Annotated in this window: 14 protein-coding genes and 1 other RNA gene; 4 read left to right on the forward strand and 11 right to left on the reverse strand. The window is 42.5% G+C overall.

Features of this window, described 5'->3' with window-relative positions:
• Nucleotides 1-124: 124 nt before the first annotated feature.
• Together K8O68_RS11735 and K8O68_RS11740 are read left to right on the forward strand one after the other, a co-directional pair.
• Nucleotides 125-1495 (forward strand): dipeptidase, encoded by a 1371-nt coding sequence (locus K8O68_RS11735; RefSeq protein WP_230897075.1) that lies wholly within the window; start codon nt 125-127, stop codon nt 1493-1495.
• 242 nt (nt 1496-1737) lie between these two features.
• Complete coding sequence (locus tag K8O68_RS11740) at nt 1738-2304, forward strand: hypothetical protein (RefSeq protein ID WP_230897076.1); 567 nt, start codon at nt 1738-1740, stop codon at nt 2302-2304.
• Here the strand turns inward: K8O68_RS11740 and K8O68_RS11745 are convergent.
• Nucleotides 2273-3526, reverse strand: a complete 1254-nt coding sequence (locus K8O68_RS11745) for an ATP-binding protein (RefSeq protein WP_230897077.1) — start codon at nt 3524-3526, stop codon at nt 2273-2275. The genes K8O68_RS11740 and K8O68_RS11745 overlap by 32 nt on opposite strands.
• A gap of 99 nt (nt 3527-3625) precedes the next feature.
• On the reverse strand, nt 3626-4531 hold the full coding sequence (folE2, locus tag K8O68_RS11750; protein WP_230897078.1) for a GTP cyclohydrolase FolE2: 906 nt from the start codon (nt 4529-4531) through the stop codon (nt 3626-3628).
• Between the two features lie 191 nt (nt 4532-4722).
• On the opposite strand from folE2, the gene K8O68_RS11755 reads away from it, so the two are divergent.
• The gene (locus K8O68_RS11755; protein WP_230897079.1) at nt 4723-5862 is read left to right on the forward strand and encodes an NAD(P)/FAD-dependent oxidoreductase; all 1140 of its coding nucleotides are present in this window, start codon (nt 4723-4725) and stop codon (nt 5860-5862) included.
• A gap of 68 nt (nt 5863-5930) precedes the next feature.
• Nucleotides 5931-7016 (forward strand): nucleoside recognition domain-containing protein, encoded by a 1086-nt coding sequence (locus tag K8O68_RS11760; RefSeq protein ID WP_230897080.1) that lies wholly within the window; start codon nt 5931-5933, stop codon nt 7014-7016.
• 268 nt (nt 7017-7284) lie between these two features.
• On the opposite strand, the gene ssrA is transcribed toward K8O68_RS11760, so the two are convergent.
• From ssrA to tpiA, 9 genes are all read right to left on the reverse strand, one after another.
• Nucleotides 7285-7651, reverse strand: a transfer-messenger RNA (tmRNA) gene (ssrA, locus tag K8O68_RS11765).
• A 107-nt stretch (nt 7652-7758) separates the two neighbouring features.
• A complete protein-coding gene (gene smpB, locus K8O68_RS11770) occupies nt 7759-8226 on the reverse strand; it encodes an SsrA-binding protein SmpB (RefSeq protein ID WP_093055234.1) in 468 nt (155 codons plus the stop codon).
• A gap of 340 nt (nt 8227-8566) precedes the next feature.
• Nucleotides 8567-10900, reverse strand: coding sequence for a ribonuclease R (gene rnr / locus K8O68_RS11775; RefSeq protein ID WP_230897081.1), 2334 nt, complete (start codon nt 10898-10900; stop codon nt 8567-8569).
• A gap of 61 nt (nt 10901-10961) precedes the next feature.
• The gene (locus K8O68_RS11780) at nt 10962-11708 is read right to left on the reverse strand and encodes an alpha/beta hydrolase (RefSeq protein WP_230897171.1); all 747 of its coding nucleotides are present in this window, start codon (nt 11706-11708) and stop codon (nt 10962-10964) included.
• A gap of 80 nt (nt 11709-11788) precedes the next feature.
• Complete coding sequence (locus K8O68_RS11785) at nt 11789-12529, reverse strand: alpha/beta hydrolase (protein WP_230897082.1); 741 nt, start codon at nt 12527-12529, stop codon at nt 11789-11791.
• Nucleotides 12530-12691: 162 nt separating this feature from the next.
• Nucleotides 12692-12922, reverse strand: a complete 231-nt coding sequence (gene secG, locus K8O68_RS11790) for a preprotein translocase subunit SecG (RefSeq protein WP_230897083.1) — start codon at nt 12920-12922, stop codon at nt 12692-12694.
• A 165-nt stretch (nt 12923-13087) separates the two neighbouring features.
• Nucleotides 13088-14371, reverse strand: coding sequence for a phosphopyruvate hydratase (gene eno, locus K8O68_RS11795; protein ID WP_093056008.1), 1284 nt, complete (start codon nt 14369-14371; stop codon nt 13088-13090).
• 61 nt (nt 14372-14432) lie between these two features.
• The gene (gene gpmI / locus K8O68_RS11800; RefSeq protein ID WP_230897084.1) at nt 14433-15971 is read right to left on the reverse strand and encodes a 2,3-bisphosphoglycerate-independent phosphoglycerate mutase; all 1539 of its coding nucleotides are present in this window, start codon (nt 15969-15971) and stop codon (nt 14433-14435) included.
• A complete protein-coding gene (gene tpiA, locus K8O68_RS11805) occupies nt 15964-16722 on the reverse strand; it encodes a triose-phosphate isomerase (RefSeq protein ID WP_230897085.1) in 759 nt (252 codons plus the stop codon). Before tpiA ends, gpmI begins: the two co-directional genes overlap by 8 nt.
• Nucleotides 16723-16736: the final 14 nt, after the last annotated feature.

Here is a 16736-nt window from a genome sequence, read left to right on the forward strand (position 1 = left end):
AAGTTTATTCAGTTTGTCCATTCACATGCCATTGATAGTACGATTAGTTTACAAACCCGGCTGTCTGCAATAGTTTTCCCCGGCTTTTTATGCCACAATATAAACAGAAAAGGAGGAATAAGCAATGTCTGAACCAGTTTTAAATTATTTAAAAGAAAACCGTGAACGGTTAATCGGCAAGCTGGAAAAATTTCTGGCGATTCCGAGCATCAGTACTGAGCAAGCCCACAAGGAAGACGTCCTTAAAGCGGGCCGTTTTGTAGCAGACTATTTAAAAGAAATCGGTTTTAATTCTGTAGAAATCAAAGAAACTGCCGGCCACCCGCTCGTTTGCGGGGAATGGCTGGAAGCACAAGATGCACCGACAGCGCTGTTCTACGGCCATTATGACGTCCAGCCTGCTGATCCATATGAATTATGGAACAGTGAACCTTTTAAACCTGAAATCCGCAGCGGCAAAATTTTTGCGCGGGGAGCAAGTGACGATAAGGGCCAGGTATTTATGCACCTTGCCGTTTTAGAAGCTTACATGAAAACGGAGGGACGGCTCCCTGTCAACGTGAAGGTTTGCATTGAAGGAGAAGAAGAAATCGGCAGTGAAAACCTCTATCCGTTTCTGGAAAAAAATAAAGAGATGCTTTCAGCAGATTTCGCTCTTATATCGGATTCGGGAATGGTAGATAAAGGGCAGCCGACAATGCTTTACGGCCTGAAAGGTTTTACGGGGCTTGAAATCAATGTAAAAGGACCCGACAGAGATCTCCATTCCGGTTTGTATGGCGGAGCTGTTAGAAATCCCGCGATGGCCTTAAGCCATATTCTTGCTTCGTTAAAAGACGATGAGGAGCACGTCACAGTACCTGGTTTTTACGAAGATGTTGAAGAGCTGCCGGAAGATGAAAGGAAGCTTATGAATGAAGCGCCTGGAGAAAATTATGTCGAGACAGTCGGCATCCCCGAGACAGTACCTGAGAGAGGATTTACTGTAAACGAGCATATTATGGCGCGGCCTACCCTTGAGATTAACGGTTTAACGAGCGGCTATCAGGGAGAAGGAACAAAAACAATTATTCCATCCTCCGCTTCCGCTAAACTAACCTGCCGTTTAGTTCCTGGACAAGATCCTCAGAAAATTCAGGATCTGCTCGTCAGTTACATTGAAGAAAACGCGCCAAAAGGCGTCACTGTTTCTGTTAGACGTGAACCCCTTTCGGCGAAAGCCTATAAAGTAGATCCTAACCATCCTTTACTTAAAAAAGCAGCAGACAGTCTTTCTGAGGCATTCGGGAAAGAAACAGTTTTCGTTCGTCTTGGCGGGTCTATTCCTGTAGTGGAGCAGATCGACCAGCTGTTTAACATCCCAGTCGTCCTTCTCGGATTCGGGACGCCTGAAGACAACCTGCATTCCCCTAACGAAAGCTTTCCACTCGAGCATTTTGATAAAGGAATGGAAGTGCTGGCCACTTATTATAAAGAAGCTGGCAGCTTGAAATAACCACCTCGTCCGGCTGTGCCTTCCCAGGCCAGCCGGCTTTTTTTATCTCCTTATAACGCTATCCGGACCACTCTTCTTTAAGCTGCGATATAAAGCGGATAATGCCTTAAAAAAATCAACTATCCTTTGATAAGAATAAGTGAGCTATTCTGCATATCAATCATTACTTTCCTTTATTTCATACTCATATTGAAAAAACGCGGACATACCTTTTACAAAGAGCCTGAAAGGAGGGAATAAAGTTGAGCTTATTTATCAGCTTTCTTTTTACCACATTATTAATCCTATATTTATCAACGTTTTTTATAAATCAAAAAAACAGTCCTATGAAAGAGATGGTTATAACTATGGCCATAGCAATGGCTGCAGGATTATGTATCGGAGCCGTTACGGGCATTCTCTTTCATGGCCTGTTATTTCAATCAACTGTTTTTAGTGTGGCAGCCGCTTCTGTTGCCGGTTTGCTGATAGGATGGCGGTTCCATTTCCTTGCTGCCGTTGAGGGATTTTTCAGCGGGCTGATGGCTGCAATGATGATGGCGATGGTTGCAGATATGGTTACTTTGAAAGAAGCCTATAACCTTCTTTTCCTTAGCAGCATGCTCCTGATCAGTGTCATCGTCTTTTCTTTTATACTGCTGAACAATCTGTCAAAGCGGAAACTGGTAAATGTATATCTTGGGGCGATCGGGTGGATACTTGCCGCATTTATTATGCTGGCTCCTGTCAATCCCGCTGACCATGCCCCTCAAGAGGAAAAACACCGCCATACGTCAATTACTTCTGTTTTTTGCACAGAGGCAGGCTGATGGTAAAAGCGGTCCCTTCCCCTCTCGTACTTTTCACTTTTATTTGTCCGTTTAAATTATCTATTATCTTATAGCAGAGCATCGTCCCCATCCCTGTGCCTTGATCTTTTGTCGTGTAGAAAGGCGTGCCCAGACGTTTTATTTCTTCTTCACTCATTCCTCTTCCTGTATCACAAATAGTTATATCCACGAGGTCTCCGTTTTTCACTGCATTAATAGCAATTTCGCCTTTTCCATCAATGGCTTCTATGCCATTTTTAAATAAATTTAAAAACACTTGCCCTAAATCACTGGCATTCCCTCTCACGTAATAAGGGCTGTCTATACAGTTAGTAATTGTTGTGCCGTTCATTAAAGCGTATGGTTCCACTACATCGGCAGTATTTTTTATTATTTCTCTGACATCAATTTCCGTGTCGTTTTTCTTTTCTGATTTTGCCAGCGATAAGTAATCAGTAATTATTTTCTCTGCTCTCTCCAATTCAGAATCCATTAATTTCAGAGAACTTTTTTGCTTGTCTGTTAAGTTCTCTTCGTTTTTAAGGATATGTACAAAACCTTTAACAACAGTTAACGGATTTCTTATTTCATGGGCTACCGATGCAGCCATCTCACCAATAAGCCTGACTCTTTCGGTCTGCTGGAGAGCAATTTTGTTTTGCTCTTTCTCCTTTAAAGTCTCTATTATAAAAACCACGAGAATAATCGTCACAAGGTGGGATAGCATAAAATAAGCAAAAAACCCGGGGAGTACGTCTCTCTCCATAAAGAAATAGATCCCCGTCAAAATTAATACGTTATTCAATAAAGTAAGACAAACACTGATTTTAATACGTTCTTTAAGCATTGCCTCCTTAAATCTGTTAAGAAAAAAGATAATAGCGGCGCTTCCCAGCATATAAGAAACAAGGACAATGAAAAAACCTTCGTCCAGACCGATGAATAGTCTGTAGATTATTAAAACAGCGGTAGCCGCCATCCCCATCTTCAATCCTCCGTAAAAGAAGGCGAGGAGCCACGGAATCGTGCGCAAATCAAAGATATAGCCCGTTTCAAGCTCTAAAGGATAACTCATCGACATAATAATTGCCAGACAGCAAAGCAGACCGAAAACGACTGACTGCTCCTTAAAGAAATCCCTTTTATATAAATAAGCAAAATAAACAAATACCGGCACTAAAACGACAAGTAAAGAGAATAAATAATTATCAAAACTAAACATATCACACAGTCCTCTGCAACAATTTGTTCTTTCATTTTAGCACAGGAAACTGCATGTTCTTCACAAACTATTAACAACTTCTTAATTAAATTTTTCCTTTTAAACTAGTTTATTCACATAAATTTCTGCTATTGCGTCATGACGATGGATAGATTCTTCATTTCTGCACTGAATTTTAAAAGCATTAATATTATCATTTTCATATAAATCTGCCGCTACGAGCCTGGTCAAGTCTTCTACAAATCTTGGATTTTCATAAGCTGTTTCTGTAACAGATTTTTCGTCAGGTCTTTTCAATACCGGATATAGCAGCGAGCTGGCATTTGATTCTGCCGCATCCAGTAACATCGTTTTCCAATCACCATTATTAAGAAAAGGATCAGCAAACACTGCTTCGATGGTGACATATCCTCTTTGATTATGGGCACTGTATTCACTTATTTCTTTTGAACACGGGCACAAAGTCGTGACTGCAGCAGTTTGGCGCACAGTGAATTCTATTTCTTCATTCTTATTATAAGAAAGGTTAATCCCGCAGTCTGCATGTATCATGCCTGTTTTTTCAAGGACCGGACTATTTCTTTCAAAAAACCAGGGGAAAGATATATCAATGTAAGCTGAAAATTGTTCCATTTTTTCACATAACTCTTTTGAAAAGTAATACAGGTTTTCAAAGGTCACCTCAAATCCCCCTTTGTTAAAGTGATTAAGCAACTCAGTAATCCTGCTCATATTAATTCCTTTTTTCTGCTGGTTTAATGAGGTGGTTAAAGAAAACTCGCCTATTGCGGTCTGTTCAACTGGCTCATATTCAGAATGAACAGTGACCGGATGCTTTACTCTTGAGATTCCCACAGCATCAAGCGGGAATAAAAAATCATTATTCGTATTCTGCAGATCGGACATTTTATTTTTAATTTTTGGTTTTGTACCTTCAATTGGCGGAATTGAACCAAAACGAACGTGCCTCTCCCGTTTAGAAGGCAAAGAATAATTTTGTTTCATAAGTCTACCTCACTTTATAAATAGTAATAGTTACGATTTAACCGCATATTAGTAGTGTAATTACTCACAGTTATGAAATCAACTCTTAAACTCCTTCCTTCGCAAAGATTTGACAGATAATAGTTACAAGCATTACCCTAATCGTAATGATTACGATTTTTATAATTGACTAATTTAAAGGGGTTTTAAAAATGAATTCAGCACATAATCATAGGTACTCTTCTGTAATAATAGTTGGGGCTGGTCCCGCCGGCATTGGATTGGGTGCTCTGTTTAAACAATTAGGACTGGATAATTTCATTATTCTAGATCGTCATGATGTCGGGAGTACGTTTAAAAAGTGGCCAAAAGAAATGAAGCTTCTTACGCCTTCTTTTCCGGGCCACGGTTTTGGGTTACTTGATTTAAATGCTGTGGTACCTTCAACTTCTCCAGGGTATGCTTATGCTTCAGAGCATCTGACCGGCAACCAGTACGCTGATTATTTAAAAAGAATTGCTTCCCACTTTCGCCTTCCTTTAGAAAAAGGAGTAGAAGTAAACAAAATTGATAAAGAAAAAAAAGGGTTTACTTTACACACAAATCAAAAAACATATTCTAGTGACTTTGTGGTGTGGGCTGGAGGTGAATTCCAATATCCCGACCTTTCTTCATTTACAGGGAGCGAAAATTGTCAGCATACGAGTCATGTCCACACCTGGTCTTCATACAGACAAAGTCATTATTACATAATTGGGGGATATGAAAGTGGTATGGATGCGGCTTTTCATCTAACCAAACAAGGGAACCAGGTAACTGTTCTATCCAAAGGAGCGCCCTGGCAAGATGATGATCCCGACCCAAGTGTGTCTTTATCTCCTTTTACGAGTCAAAGACTTAACGATTTGGATCCAGATTCTAAAACACGGCTTAAACTTAAGGATAATGCTGAAGTATTTAAAGTGGAAATTGCAGATAGTGGATACCTTATTCATCTCTCTTCAGGTGATACTCTTTTTTCCGAGACCAAACCTTTTATAGCCACTGGTTTTAAAAGCAGCCTGACCCGGGTTTTTGAACACTTTTTCTGGGAAGAGAACGGCGATATCCGTTTAACGGATAAAGATGAATCAACTGTTTCACAGGGCTTATTTCTTTCCGGCCCTCAGGTAAAACATGAAGATGTCATTTTTTGCTTCATTTATAAATTCAGGCAGCGCTTTGCTGTTATTGCTCAAGAAATTTGTACACGTTTAGGAATAGAACCCCGTGAATCAGTTCTTGAATTATACAGGCAGTCAAATATGTATTTAGAAGATTTAACGTGTTGCGACAACAGCTGTGAGTGCTGACGGTCATGGAGAAAATAACTTCTATACACTGCTCTTCTGAGAGCTCTTCTCGTCTGAGCAACCCTTTCATGTCTATCTTTGTGATTTTAATTATTATTTTAATTTATGGGATTCCTGTTTTTTTAGCTTATAAGTTTGCTTCCTATACAGACCCATTAGTAAATACACATTTTATTGAACCTTTAAGGGTGTTTTTTTCCGGCACACCTTCTTTATTACAAGCTTTTTTATTTGGGGATTTCGGCGTTCTTTCATTAGGATCTTTTTCATTCATTTGGGCTTTTCCTGTTGTATTACTGGTAGGGGTGAGTATAGCCGTTACAGAAGATATCCGGCTTCAAAGAAGGCTTATTTTCCATAGTGAACCTCTGCTTCATAAACTGGGTTTATCGGGAAGAGATTTCATACCTGTTTTATCTGGTTATGGCTGCAATGTCGTAGCTGTCATGCAGACAAACGGGTGTCAATCTTGCACTCAAAAACAATGTGTGTCAATGATTACCTTTGGATCAGCTTGCAGTTACCAAATTGGAGCCACTTTATCAATTTTTAATACAGCCAACGCACCTTGGCTATTCCTCCCATATTTGTTATTGCTTTTTATTGCAGGATCCATCCATACTCGTGTGTGGTACGGAAAAGAGGGAGCTGATCCGGTATTTTTCCAGGAACATGTCCCCCTCAAGAAACCTGATTGGAAAAAAATATTAATAAAAGTTAATGGGATGTTGTCTCAGTTCTTTTATCAAGCAATGCCTATATTTTTAATTATTTGTTTTGCCGCATTTTTAATGGACGAATTATCTGTTACTCAGTATTTGGTTTCTTTATTACAGCCATTATTAACGTTGCTTTCTCTGCCTGCAGAAGCAGCAACCGGTATAGCTTTTTCAATTATAAGAAAAGATGGCATCCTTTTACTGAATGAAGGAGGCGGAGCTGCCCTTGCCACATTTACAACTGTAGAAACTTTTGTTCTTGTGTATTTAGCTTCCACCTTATCCGGCTGCCTTGTAACCTTATGGACAATTACTAAAAAAGGTGGTATTAAATTTGCTGCTGCACTTACCTTTAAACAGTCACTTACCTCCATCCTTTCAGCAGGTTTATTGCTTGTTGTTTTAAAAGGCATACTGGTTCTTTTAGCGGAGTAATAGATACCAGAAAATTAATCTTAAAATTAGAAAATCTATAGCTTACCGCCAAGTTTTGGCGAAAGCTATAGATTTTTTATACTTAATTCCGTATTAAACTTGTGTAGATCATATTGGTACACCCAGACTCCTCCTGAAAAAAAAGAAAGGATTACGTAAATAGATCCTTGTGCCTCTCCACGTCAAAAAGAGAAGCTGAAGGTAATATAACAATAATTTTAAGGAGCTAGATAATTTTAAAATAAAAAAACCACCATATACGTATGTATGGTGGAGACGGTGGGAATCGAACCCACGTCCAGAGATAACGCAACTTAAGCTTCTACGAGCGTAGTCAGTTTATTAGTGTTTCGCCGTCACTTCAGCCAACTAACAGGCTTCCGTGCGGCTAACCTGATTAATCTCTTCCTATTGTCCTCAGGTGGAGAACTCTAGGCGTATCCCACTTAGAGTGAGTCCCTGATCCTTCACATGGGCGATGAAGGGAGGAACCGCTAGCAGGGTTTTTACGCCGCTGCTAAAGCGAAATCGTTATCTTGTTTGCCAACTATAGGCGATGGGCGTTTTATACGAGGACACCCAGCTCGACTCGCGACTTAAGCACGACCTATCCCTGTCGAATCCAGAACGTCCCCAAGAGATAAGAGAACATTAAGGATAGATCTTATATACACTTTTCCTTAACGACAAATACTATTATAACATATCAGAGCTCCCAGTCAAATGGAAAGCTTCATATCTGTTAACGTCCCAGCTGCTGGTCTTTAAAGGCTCTCTGGATTTCTCTTTTTGCATCCTTCCGCTTCAGATCCTCACGCTTATCATGTTTCTTTTTCCCTTTACCGAGGCCGATTAAAACTTTTGCAACCCCGTTTTTAATATAAATTTTCAGCGGAACGAGGGTGTACCCTTTTTGCTGGGTCATTCCGATGAGCTGATTAATCTGCTTGCGATGAAGCAAGAGTTTTCGCGTCCTTACAGGATCGTGGTTATACCGGTTCCCCTGTTCGTAAGGGCTGATATGCAGATTGTGCAGCCAGACCTCTCCCTGGGAAACACGCGCAAACGAGTCTTTTAAATTGACTCTCCGGTTACGGACTGATTTAATTTCTGTTCCTGTTAAAACCATTCCAGCTTCGTATGTGTCCTCAATATGAAAATCGTGGCGCGCTTTCTTATTTTGTGCGATTTGTTTTCCTTCTGTAGCCATGATTCCTGCATCCTTTCCATCTGCCTCATTATCTAATCATACCAAAATTCGGATAGAGCTTCAATTTGTTTAATCGTGAATAGATGCGGTGCGGGTTTCGCTGATAGGAGTTCCTTTTTCGCTGATTGAACGTGATTTTCGCTGATAGGATACTCAGTTTCGCTGATTGATCTCAATTTCCGCTGATTGAACACTCAGTTTCGCTGATTGATGTCATTTTTCGCTGATAGAAGCTTCATTTTCGCCGATAAAACCTCACGCCCCGCTCTTTAACTTCATATTAACCCCCTATCCAGCAAAAATTCAAAAGCCCACCCGCACGGGATGAGCTTCGGTTACTCTATTTCTTCTTCTTTTTCCCTTTTAAGCGTTTATTTTTTGGCACATTTTCATAAAACGCTTTTTTCTTGCGCTTTTTGCCCTTGTCTCCGGATTTTTTATCCTGTTTTTTGTCACCCAGGCTGAGGCCTTCCGTTTTCTTACCGCGTTTTTTGCGGTTGCCGCCTTCAATCACCCGCGGAGCCTCTTTCTTTCTCTGTTTACGCGGTTTCATACCGACGACTTCAAAGTCAATGATACGTTCTTCAACGTTAACATTTGTCACGCGAACTTCAATTTCATCACCGATGCGGAAGACATTCCCTGTCCTCTCACCAATCATGGCATAGTGTTTTTCATCATAATGGTAATAGTCGTCTGTCAGATAGCTGACGTGCACGAGACCTTCGATCGTATTCGGCAATTCCACGAACAGACCAAAGTTTGTCACACCGCTGATAATCCCTTCGTATTCCTGGCCGACTTTATCTTCCATATACTGAACTTTTTTCATTTCGTCTGTTTCACGCTCGGCTTCTTCAGCCCGTCGTTCCATTTCAGATGAATGGCGTGTAATATCAGGAAGCTTCTCATTCCATTCTTCGATCAGTTTTTCTGTCGGCTTCCCTTCAATTAAATACGCACGGATTAATCTGTGAACAATAAGGTCAGGATAACGGCGGATCGGTGACGTGAAATGGGTATAGAAGTCCGCCGATAAACCGAAGTGCCCGATATTTTCAGGATCGTATTTCGCCTGCTTCATGGACCTGAGCATGACTGTGCTGATGACCGCTTCTTCAGGCTCTCCTTTGACTTCTTCAAGCAGCTCCTGCAAGGCGCGTGGATGAACAGTGTTAGATGTCCCTTTTACTACATATCCGAAATTTGTTATAAATTCAAGAAACTGATTCAGTTTCTCTTCGTCCGGGTCCTCATGAATACGGTAAACGAACGGTACTTTCATCCAGTGGAAATGTTCAGCTACCGTTTCGTTCGCTGCAAGCATAAATTCCTCAATGAGCTTTTCGGCGACTGTACGCTCACGGATCACGACATCTGTTGGGTTGCCCTCTTCGTCCACTTTCACGCCTGCTTCTTTAAAGTCAAAGTCAATCGCTCCTCGGGCAAAACGTTTCCTGCGCAGGATTTCAGCCAGATCTTCCATATCTTTAAAAAACGGAATAAGAGGTTCATAACGTTTTTTAACATCGTCGTCTTCATCCAGCAAAATTTTCCTTACATCTGTATAAGTCATTCTTTCGTTTGTACGGATAACACTTTGGTAAATATCGTGGTTGACGACCTCGCCCTTTGGTGTAATTTCCATATCGCACGATAAGGTCAGCCTGTCAACTTGCGGATTGAGTGAGCAAATCCCGTTTGACAGCCTGTGCGGGATCATCGGGATCACCCTGTCCACTAAATAACAGCTCGTCGCCCTCTCGAAAGCTTCTTCGTCAATAGGCGATCCTTCTTTGACGTAATGGGAAACATCTGCGATATGGACTCCGAGAAGGTAATTACCGTTTTCCAGTCTTTTTACCTGAACGGCATCATCCAGATCTTTTGCATCTGCCCCGTCAATGGTTACAATTGTTTCATCACGCAAGTCCCGGCGCCCTTCTAACTCGTCAGAAGCGATCTCATCAGGCACACTGTTTGCCTGCTCAATGACTTCGTCAGAAAATTCGCCCGGCAGTCCGTGTTTATGGATGACAGCAAGAATGTCCACTCCAGGGTCGTTTTTGTGGCCAAGCACTTTCGTCACATGCCCTTCAGCGCTCATGCGCCCCTCGGGATATTTCGTAATTTCAACGAGGACTTTATGGCCGTCTACTGCCCCTAATTCCTTGCCTTTAGGGATAAAAATATCAGCAGGAATCCTTTTATCATCAGAGACCACAAATCCGTAATACTTATCATCTACGTAAGTACCTACTGTCTGGGTTATCCCGCGCTTTAAAATTCGGATTATTGTCCCTTCTGGCCGGGCCCCGCTCGAATCCCTCTGCAGGCGAACAAGCACTTTATCTTTATTCATGGCACTGTTCATATCAGAACCTGCTACATAAACATCATCCATGCCTTCTTCCGTTTTTACAAAGGCAAAGCCTTTCGGATGCATGATAACTTCTCCGCGGATCAAGTCCATTTTCTCCGGAAGTCCATACCGGTTTGTACGGGTACGAACGACATCGCCGTCTTCTTCTAGTTCATTCAGTATTTTGACAAATTGTTTGAATTGACTTGAATCCTCCAGCCCGAATGCTTCTTCCATCTCTTTAATAGAAAGAGGCTTGTCAGCTTCGTCCTTCATATAATGAAGAATTCTGTCTTTAGTTGCGTCTGTCATTGTATCTATATCTCCTTTCATTGCGGGAAGCAGCATGCCGGATAAGGGCGCGGGCGTCTAATTAATCTTCCCAGTCCAGATCCTCTAAAAAGGCATATACGTCCTCATGCAGCTGATCCCGTTCTTTGTCCAGCGTTATGACGTGTCCTGATTCCTCGTACCATTTAAGCTTTTTTTGATCTGTTTCTACATTATCATGAATCATATTTGCACTGTCGGTATTAATCATTTCATCATGGCGGGCTTGTACGACAAAAGTAGGGGTATAAATCATATCAAGGTTGTCTCTTACTTCCTTATTAAGTTCCTGTAATGATTTTAAAGTGTTCATCGGCGTCTCTTTAAATTTAGCCATTTCATCTTTAATTTCTCCCTCATCTTTGCCTTCCCACTGTTTATATTTTTTAGCATATTCCAGGACACCCTGATACATTGTTTCTTCACTCTTTATATACATTGGTGCACACATAGGGATAATTCCCTTCACAGGTAGTGTGTACCCGAGTTTCAAGGAAAATACACCCCCTAAGGATAAACCTGCCACAGCAATTTTATCGTGGCCCATCTCTTTCAGATGCTGGTAGCCAGCCTGCACGTCCTCCCACCAGTCTTCCGGCCCGGTGTGGACTAGTTCCTCCGGCGGAACTCCGTGTCCTTTCATATGCGGAGCGTGTGAGGTATACCCTCTTTTTTCAAGGTATCTCCCCAGCATGCGTACATCGGCAGAGTTACCTGTAAATCCGTGCAAGAGCAGCACGGCCCGCTCCCCTCCTTCAAAGGTAAATGGCTTTGGCTGTGCAACTTTCATCATTATCAAACATTCCTTTCATGTTGTTACTGTTGTCATTAAATAAGTTTCCAGGAAGGAACCTCGGCTGTGTTGATTCGTCAGCCTGTCCCTTCTGCCTCAGATTCACTCACGGGCTTCTGCGTCCCCTCGGTTGTCCCTGAAAAAAAGTCGTCAATCGCTTCAAGCAATTTATCCTTATCATCGCCAAACCATATATAATGTTTAGCCTCAGGAAAGAAGTACAGTTTCTTTTCCTCTGACTGGATATGCTCATAAATATATTCAGCACTTTTTTGCGGGACAAGACCATCACTTTCTCCCTGAATGACAAGTGTCGGGACGGTAATCTGATCTAAATGAGGACGCAGCTTTTTGACCATTTTTGCAAATTCAATCGTAGCAGCCATCGGCGTCCGTAAAATTTTCTCGCGGTAAAACTGGTAATAATCATCTTTATCAAGTTCGCCGCGTACTCCTTCAAGAAACCAGCCAGTCACATCCTGTACGATCTGTTTCGGATTAAGGTAATAGGCGGCGGCACTGAGGAGAACCAGCCTTTCCACCGGGTATTGGGAGGCGAGAAAACTGGCAATGACACCGCCCATAGAAAAACCGATGAGATAGACTTTTTCACATCGGTCCATTAGCTCCTCCAAAGCAACTTTAGCTTTAAAAACCCAATGTTTATAAGTAACTGACTTCATACTTTCTTTAGTGCCGTCATGCCCTGGAAGTTCGGGGCAGTATACGAGCCAGTTTTTTTTCTTTAAGTGCTGTTCAATATCTGCAACTTCATCCGGCGTACCGGAAAAACCATGGATGATAAGGCATCCAATCATAGCTATCACTCCTGAATGAGACACTTATTTATCATATGAAAAACAGCCTGGTGCTGTCACGTACCTTGCTCAGCATATCTTCTTTATTCCCATTCAGGAAGGAAATTAACCAGCACGTAAAAAGCAGCAGACTGTCCCTGTCTGCTGCTTTCGTTAAGCTATTTACATAAAAAATGCAACGGCCAATGTTAACAGGAAGAAAAGCGTTCCAAGAACCACAGTGGCTTTTTGAAGAACAGCGTCCAGCCCTCTGGCTTTCTGCTTTCCTACTAACTGCTCGGCACCACCGGAAATGGCGCCTGACAGGCCGGCACTTTTTCCGGACTGTAATAATACTACGGCAATTAATAAAAGTGATACAATCACTAGCAAAACGGATGCAACAGCTTCCACGTCTACACCTCCAAATCGACATCAAAACCTTCTAAAAATATAACATGAAACAAGCTGCACTGCAACATCCTATCTGCTGCAAATGCTTTTCAAGATAGGGGTCAGACCCCCCACATTCTGGAAAAAACCCCGGTATCCAAAGAAACCGGGGTTTGACATCGTTTATTACTTTTCTAAGTTGTAGAATGCTTTACTTCCGGCATACTGGCCGATATATTGAAGTTCATCTTCAATACGAAGCAACTGGTTATACTTCGCTACGCGGTCCGTACGGGAAGGAGCACCTGTTTTAATCTGGCCGGCATTTGTAGCAACGGCAATATCAGCAATTGTGCTGTCTTCAGTTTCACCGGAGCGGTGAGAAATAACATTTGTGTAGCCTGCACGCTTGGCCATTTCAATAGCATCGAAAGTTTCAGAAAGTGTGCCGATCTGGTTTACTTTAATAAGGATTGAGTTACCGATACCTTCTTTAATACCGCGGGATAGTTTCTCAGTGTTAGTTACAAAGAGATCGTCACCTACAAGCTGAACCTTGTCACCAAGACGCTCTGTTAGAAGCTTAAAGCCTTCCCAGTCGTTTTCATCCAATCCGTCTTCAATTGATACGATTGGGTATTTTTCGCAAAGGTCCGCATAGAAGTCAACCATTTCTTCAGAAGTTTTAACGACACCTTCACCTTTAAGGTTATATTTGCCATCTTCGTAAATTTCAGAAGCGGCAACATCCATAGCCAGCTGGATCTGTTCACCCGGCTTGTATCCTGCTTTTTCTACTGCTTCAATAATTGTGGCAAGGGCTTCTTCGTTAGATCCCAGGTTAGGTGCGAATCCGCCTTCGTCACCTACAGCTGTATTGTAGCCTTTAGAGCTTAATACTTTCTTAAGGTTGTGGAAAATTTCCGCACCCATTTGAAGAGCTTGAGTAAAGCTTTCAGCGCCTACAGGCATGATCATGAATTCCTGGATGTCTACGTTATTATCAGCGTGCTCACCGCCGTTTAAGATGTTCATCATTGGCGTTGGAAGAGTCTTCGCGCTGAATCCGCCAAGGTAAACATAAAGCGGAAGGCCTAACGCTTCAGCAGCCGCACGTGCAGTAGCCATTGATACACCAAGAATTGCGTTAGCGCCTAGTTTCGCCTTGTTAGGCGTACCGTCAAGTTCGATCATTAACTGGTCAATGCCAAGCTGATCAAGGGCGTCAAAGCCGACAAGTTCAGGAGCAATGACTTCATTAACGTTTTCCACTGCTTTGGAAACGCCTTTACCCATCCAGGCATCTCCGCCGTCACGAAGTTCTACTGCTTCATATTCACCTGTAGAGGCACCGCTTGGTACAATCGCACGGCCGAATGCGCCGCTTTCTACGTGGACTTCTACTTCTACTGTCGGGTTCCCGCGGGAATCTAATACCTGGCGTGCGTATACATCTGTAATTAATGTCATAATCTCAAAACACTCCTTTAATTTTTAAAAATATAGTCGATTTTTCGCTTCTATCCTATTATTACTTTTTAATTAATGATTTACCAGTCATTTCTTCAGGCTGGTTTACTTTCAGCAATTCAAGCATCGTTGGGGCAAGATCGCCTAAAATGCCGTCTTCCCTAAGCTCAACCCCTTTATCGGTAACAATCACTGGTACCGGGTTGGTCGTGTGAGCTGTCATCGGGGTGCCTTCATCTGTAATAAGCACATCTGCATTTCCGTGGTCGGCAGTAATAATCGTTTTACCGCCTTTTTCTTCAATCAGGTCCACCACTTTGCCTAAACACTCATCAACAGCTTCAACTGCCTTAATTGTCGGCTCCATTTTACCTGAATGTCCAACCATATCCGGGTTAGCAAAATTAAGGATGATCATATCATGCTTATCCGCCTTAATTTCATCCAGAAGCGCGTCAGTTACTTCATAAGCACTCATTTCCGGCTTTAAGTCATACGTTGCCACTTTAGGTGAATCGATTAAAATTCTCTCTTCTCCCGGGAACTGCTGTTCACGACCTCCACTGAAGAAGAAAGTGACGTGCGGGTACTTTTCAGTTTCCGCAATGCGAAGCTGTTTCAAGCCTGCATCTGATACGACTTCACCAAGCACTTTATCAAGGTTTGTAGGTTCAAACGCGACAAGTCCCTGCACAGATTCACTGAAGTGTGTCAGACAAACATAGTGGACGTTTTTCGGAAAACGATCGCCGCGGTCAAAGTCTGAGAAATCAGGATTAGTAAAGACCTGGGACATCTGAATCGCACGGTCCGGTCTGAAGTTAAAGAAGACAATTGCATCATTATCCAGGATAGTCCCGACCGGTGTTTCACCGTCTTCTTTCGTCATCACTGAAGGAAGGACAAATTCATCATGGATCTCGTTTTTATAAGAGTCTTCGAGCGCTTCCGAAGCGGAACGGTATTTCAGTCCGTCGCCGTATACCATCGCACGGTAGCCCTTCTCTACGCGATCCCAGCGTTTGTCCCTGTCCATCGCATAATAACGGCCCTGGATGGATGCCAGTTCTCCGAGTTGCAGTTCTTTCATTTTATCTTCAATAATCTGAATGTACTTATCTGCAGACTGAGGGCCTACGTCACGTCCATCAAGGAAACCGTGAACATACACTTTTTCCACGCCTTCTTTTTTAGCCAACTCAAGAAGAGCCATGAGGTGGTTAATATGACTGTGGATTCCGCCGTCTGACAAGAGTCCGTACAAGTGAAGCGCAGTCCCGTGTTTTTTCACATGAGCCATCGCTTCTAAAAATGTTTCATTTTTGAAAAATTCCTGCTCCTCGATGGCGAGGTTTACCCTTGTCAAACTTTGATAGACCACTCTGCCGGCCCCGATATTTAAATGGCCCACTTCAGAGTTGCCCATTTGGCCTTCAGGAAGGCCGACTGCCAGTCCGCAAGCCTGAAGAGTCGCATGAGGATAGTTATTCCAGTAGCGGTCAAAGTTTGGTGTGTTCGCCTGGGCTACTGCGTTCCCTTCCTGATCGTCACGAAGGGCAAAACCATCAAGAATAATTAATGCTTTTGGTTGCTTACTCATTTCCTGCCTCCACAAGTTGTAAAAATGATTGAGCTTCGAGGCTTGCTCCTCCTACTAGAGCACCGTCAATGTCAGACTGGCCGAGAAGCTCTTTAATATTAGCCGGCTTCACGCTTCCGCCGTACTGGATACGAACGGCTTCAGCAGCCTCTTGAGAGAAGGTTTCGCCTACTACCCGGCGGATAACGCCACACGTCTCATTTGCATCTTCTGAAGAAGCCGTTTTGCCTGTTCCAATCGCCCAGACGGGTTCATAAGCAATGACAGTCTGCTTTACCTGATCTTCGGTTAACCCTTTTAATCCGTCATTAACTTGTTTAGTGACGACATTATTTGTTTCATTTGCTTCACGCTGTTCTAAGGTTTCACCTACACAAACAATCGGTACGAGGCCGTGTTTGAAAGCAGCGTGGACTTTCTGGTTGACACTTTCATCTGTTTCACCAAACAGTTCACGTCGTTCAGAGTGGCCGATCACCACGTATTCGACACCGAGGTCTTTTAAAGCTACCGGGCTGACTTCCCCTGTAAATGCCCCATTCTCTTCAAAATGCATGTTTTGGGCACCGACTTTTACGTCAGTTCCTTTCGCTTCTTCAATCAGCGCATCAAGAAATAAATATGGGGAACAAATGACAGATTCCACTGTATCTGTGGATGGGACAAGCCCTTTTACTTCCTGAATAAAGTCAAGAGCTTCAGCCTTCGTTTTGTTCATTTTCCAGTTTCCTGCAATAATCGGTTTACGCATGAAAATGCCTCCTA

The organism is Salipaludibacillus sp. CUR1, from assembly GCF_021028955.1.
Classification (GTDB): Bacteria; Bacillota; Bacilli; order Bacillales; family Salisediminibacteriaceae; genus Salipaludibacillus.

What these genes read in the sequence shown, in the direction of transcription:
- K8O68_RS11735 (WP_230897075.1), top strand. Translation starts at nt 125, where the DNA reads ATGTCTGAACCAGTTTTAAATTATTTAAAAGAAAACCGTGAACGGTTA.
- K8O68_RS11745 (WP_230897077.1), bottom strand. Translation starts at nt 3,526, where the DNA reads ATGTTTAGTTTTGATAATTATTTATTCTCTTTACTTGTCGTTTTAGTG.
- folE2 (WP_230897078.1), bottom strand. Translation starts at nt 4,531, where the DNA reads ATGAAACAAAATTATTCTTTGCCTTCTAAACGGGAGAGGCACGTTCGT.
- K8O68_RS11755 (WP_230897079.1), top strand. Translation starts at nt 4,723, where the DNA reads ATGAATTCAGCACATAATCATAGGTACTCTTCTGTAATAATAGTTGGG.
- K8O68_RS11760 (WP_230897080.1), top strand. Translation starts at nt 5,931, where the DNA reads ATGTCTATCTTTGTGATTTTAATTATTATTTTAATTTATGGGATTCCT.
- smpB (WP_093055234.1), bottom strand. Translation starts at nt 8,226, where the DNA reads ATGGCTACAGAAGGAAAACAAATCGCACAAAATAAGAAAGCGCGCCAC.
- rnr (WP_230897081.1), bottom strand. Translation starts at nt 10,900, where the DNA reads ATGACAGACGCAACTAAAGACAGAATTCTTCATTATATGAAGGACGAA.
- K8O68_RS11780 (WP_230897171.1), bottom strand. Translation starts at nt 11,708, where the DNA reads ATGAAAGTTGCACAGCCAAAGCCATTTACCTTTGAAGGAGGGGAGCGG.
- K8O68_RS11785 (WP_230897082.1), bottom strand. Translation starts at nt 12,529, where the DNA reads ATGATTGGATGCCTTATCATCCATGGTTTTTCCGGTACGCCGGATGAA.
- eno (WP_093056008.1), bottom strand. Translation starts at nt 14,371, where the DNA reads ATGACATTAATTACAGATGTATACGCACGCCAGGTATTAGATTCCCGC.
- gpmI (WP_230897084.1), bottom strand. Translation starts at nt 15,971, where the DNA reads ATGAGTAAGCAACCAAAAGCATTAATTATTCTTGATGGTTTTGCCCTT.
- tpiA (WP_230897085.1), bottom strand. Translation starts at nt 16,722, where the DNA reads ATGCGTAAACCGATTATTGCAGGAAACTGGAAAATGAACAAAACGAAG.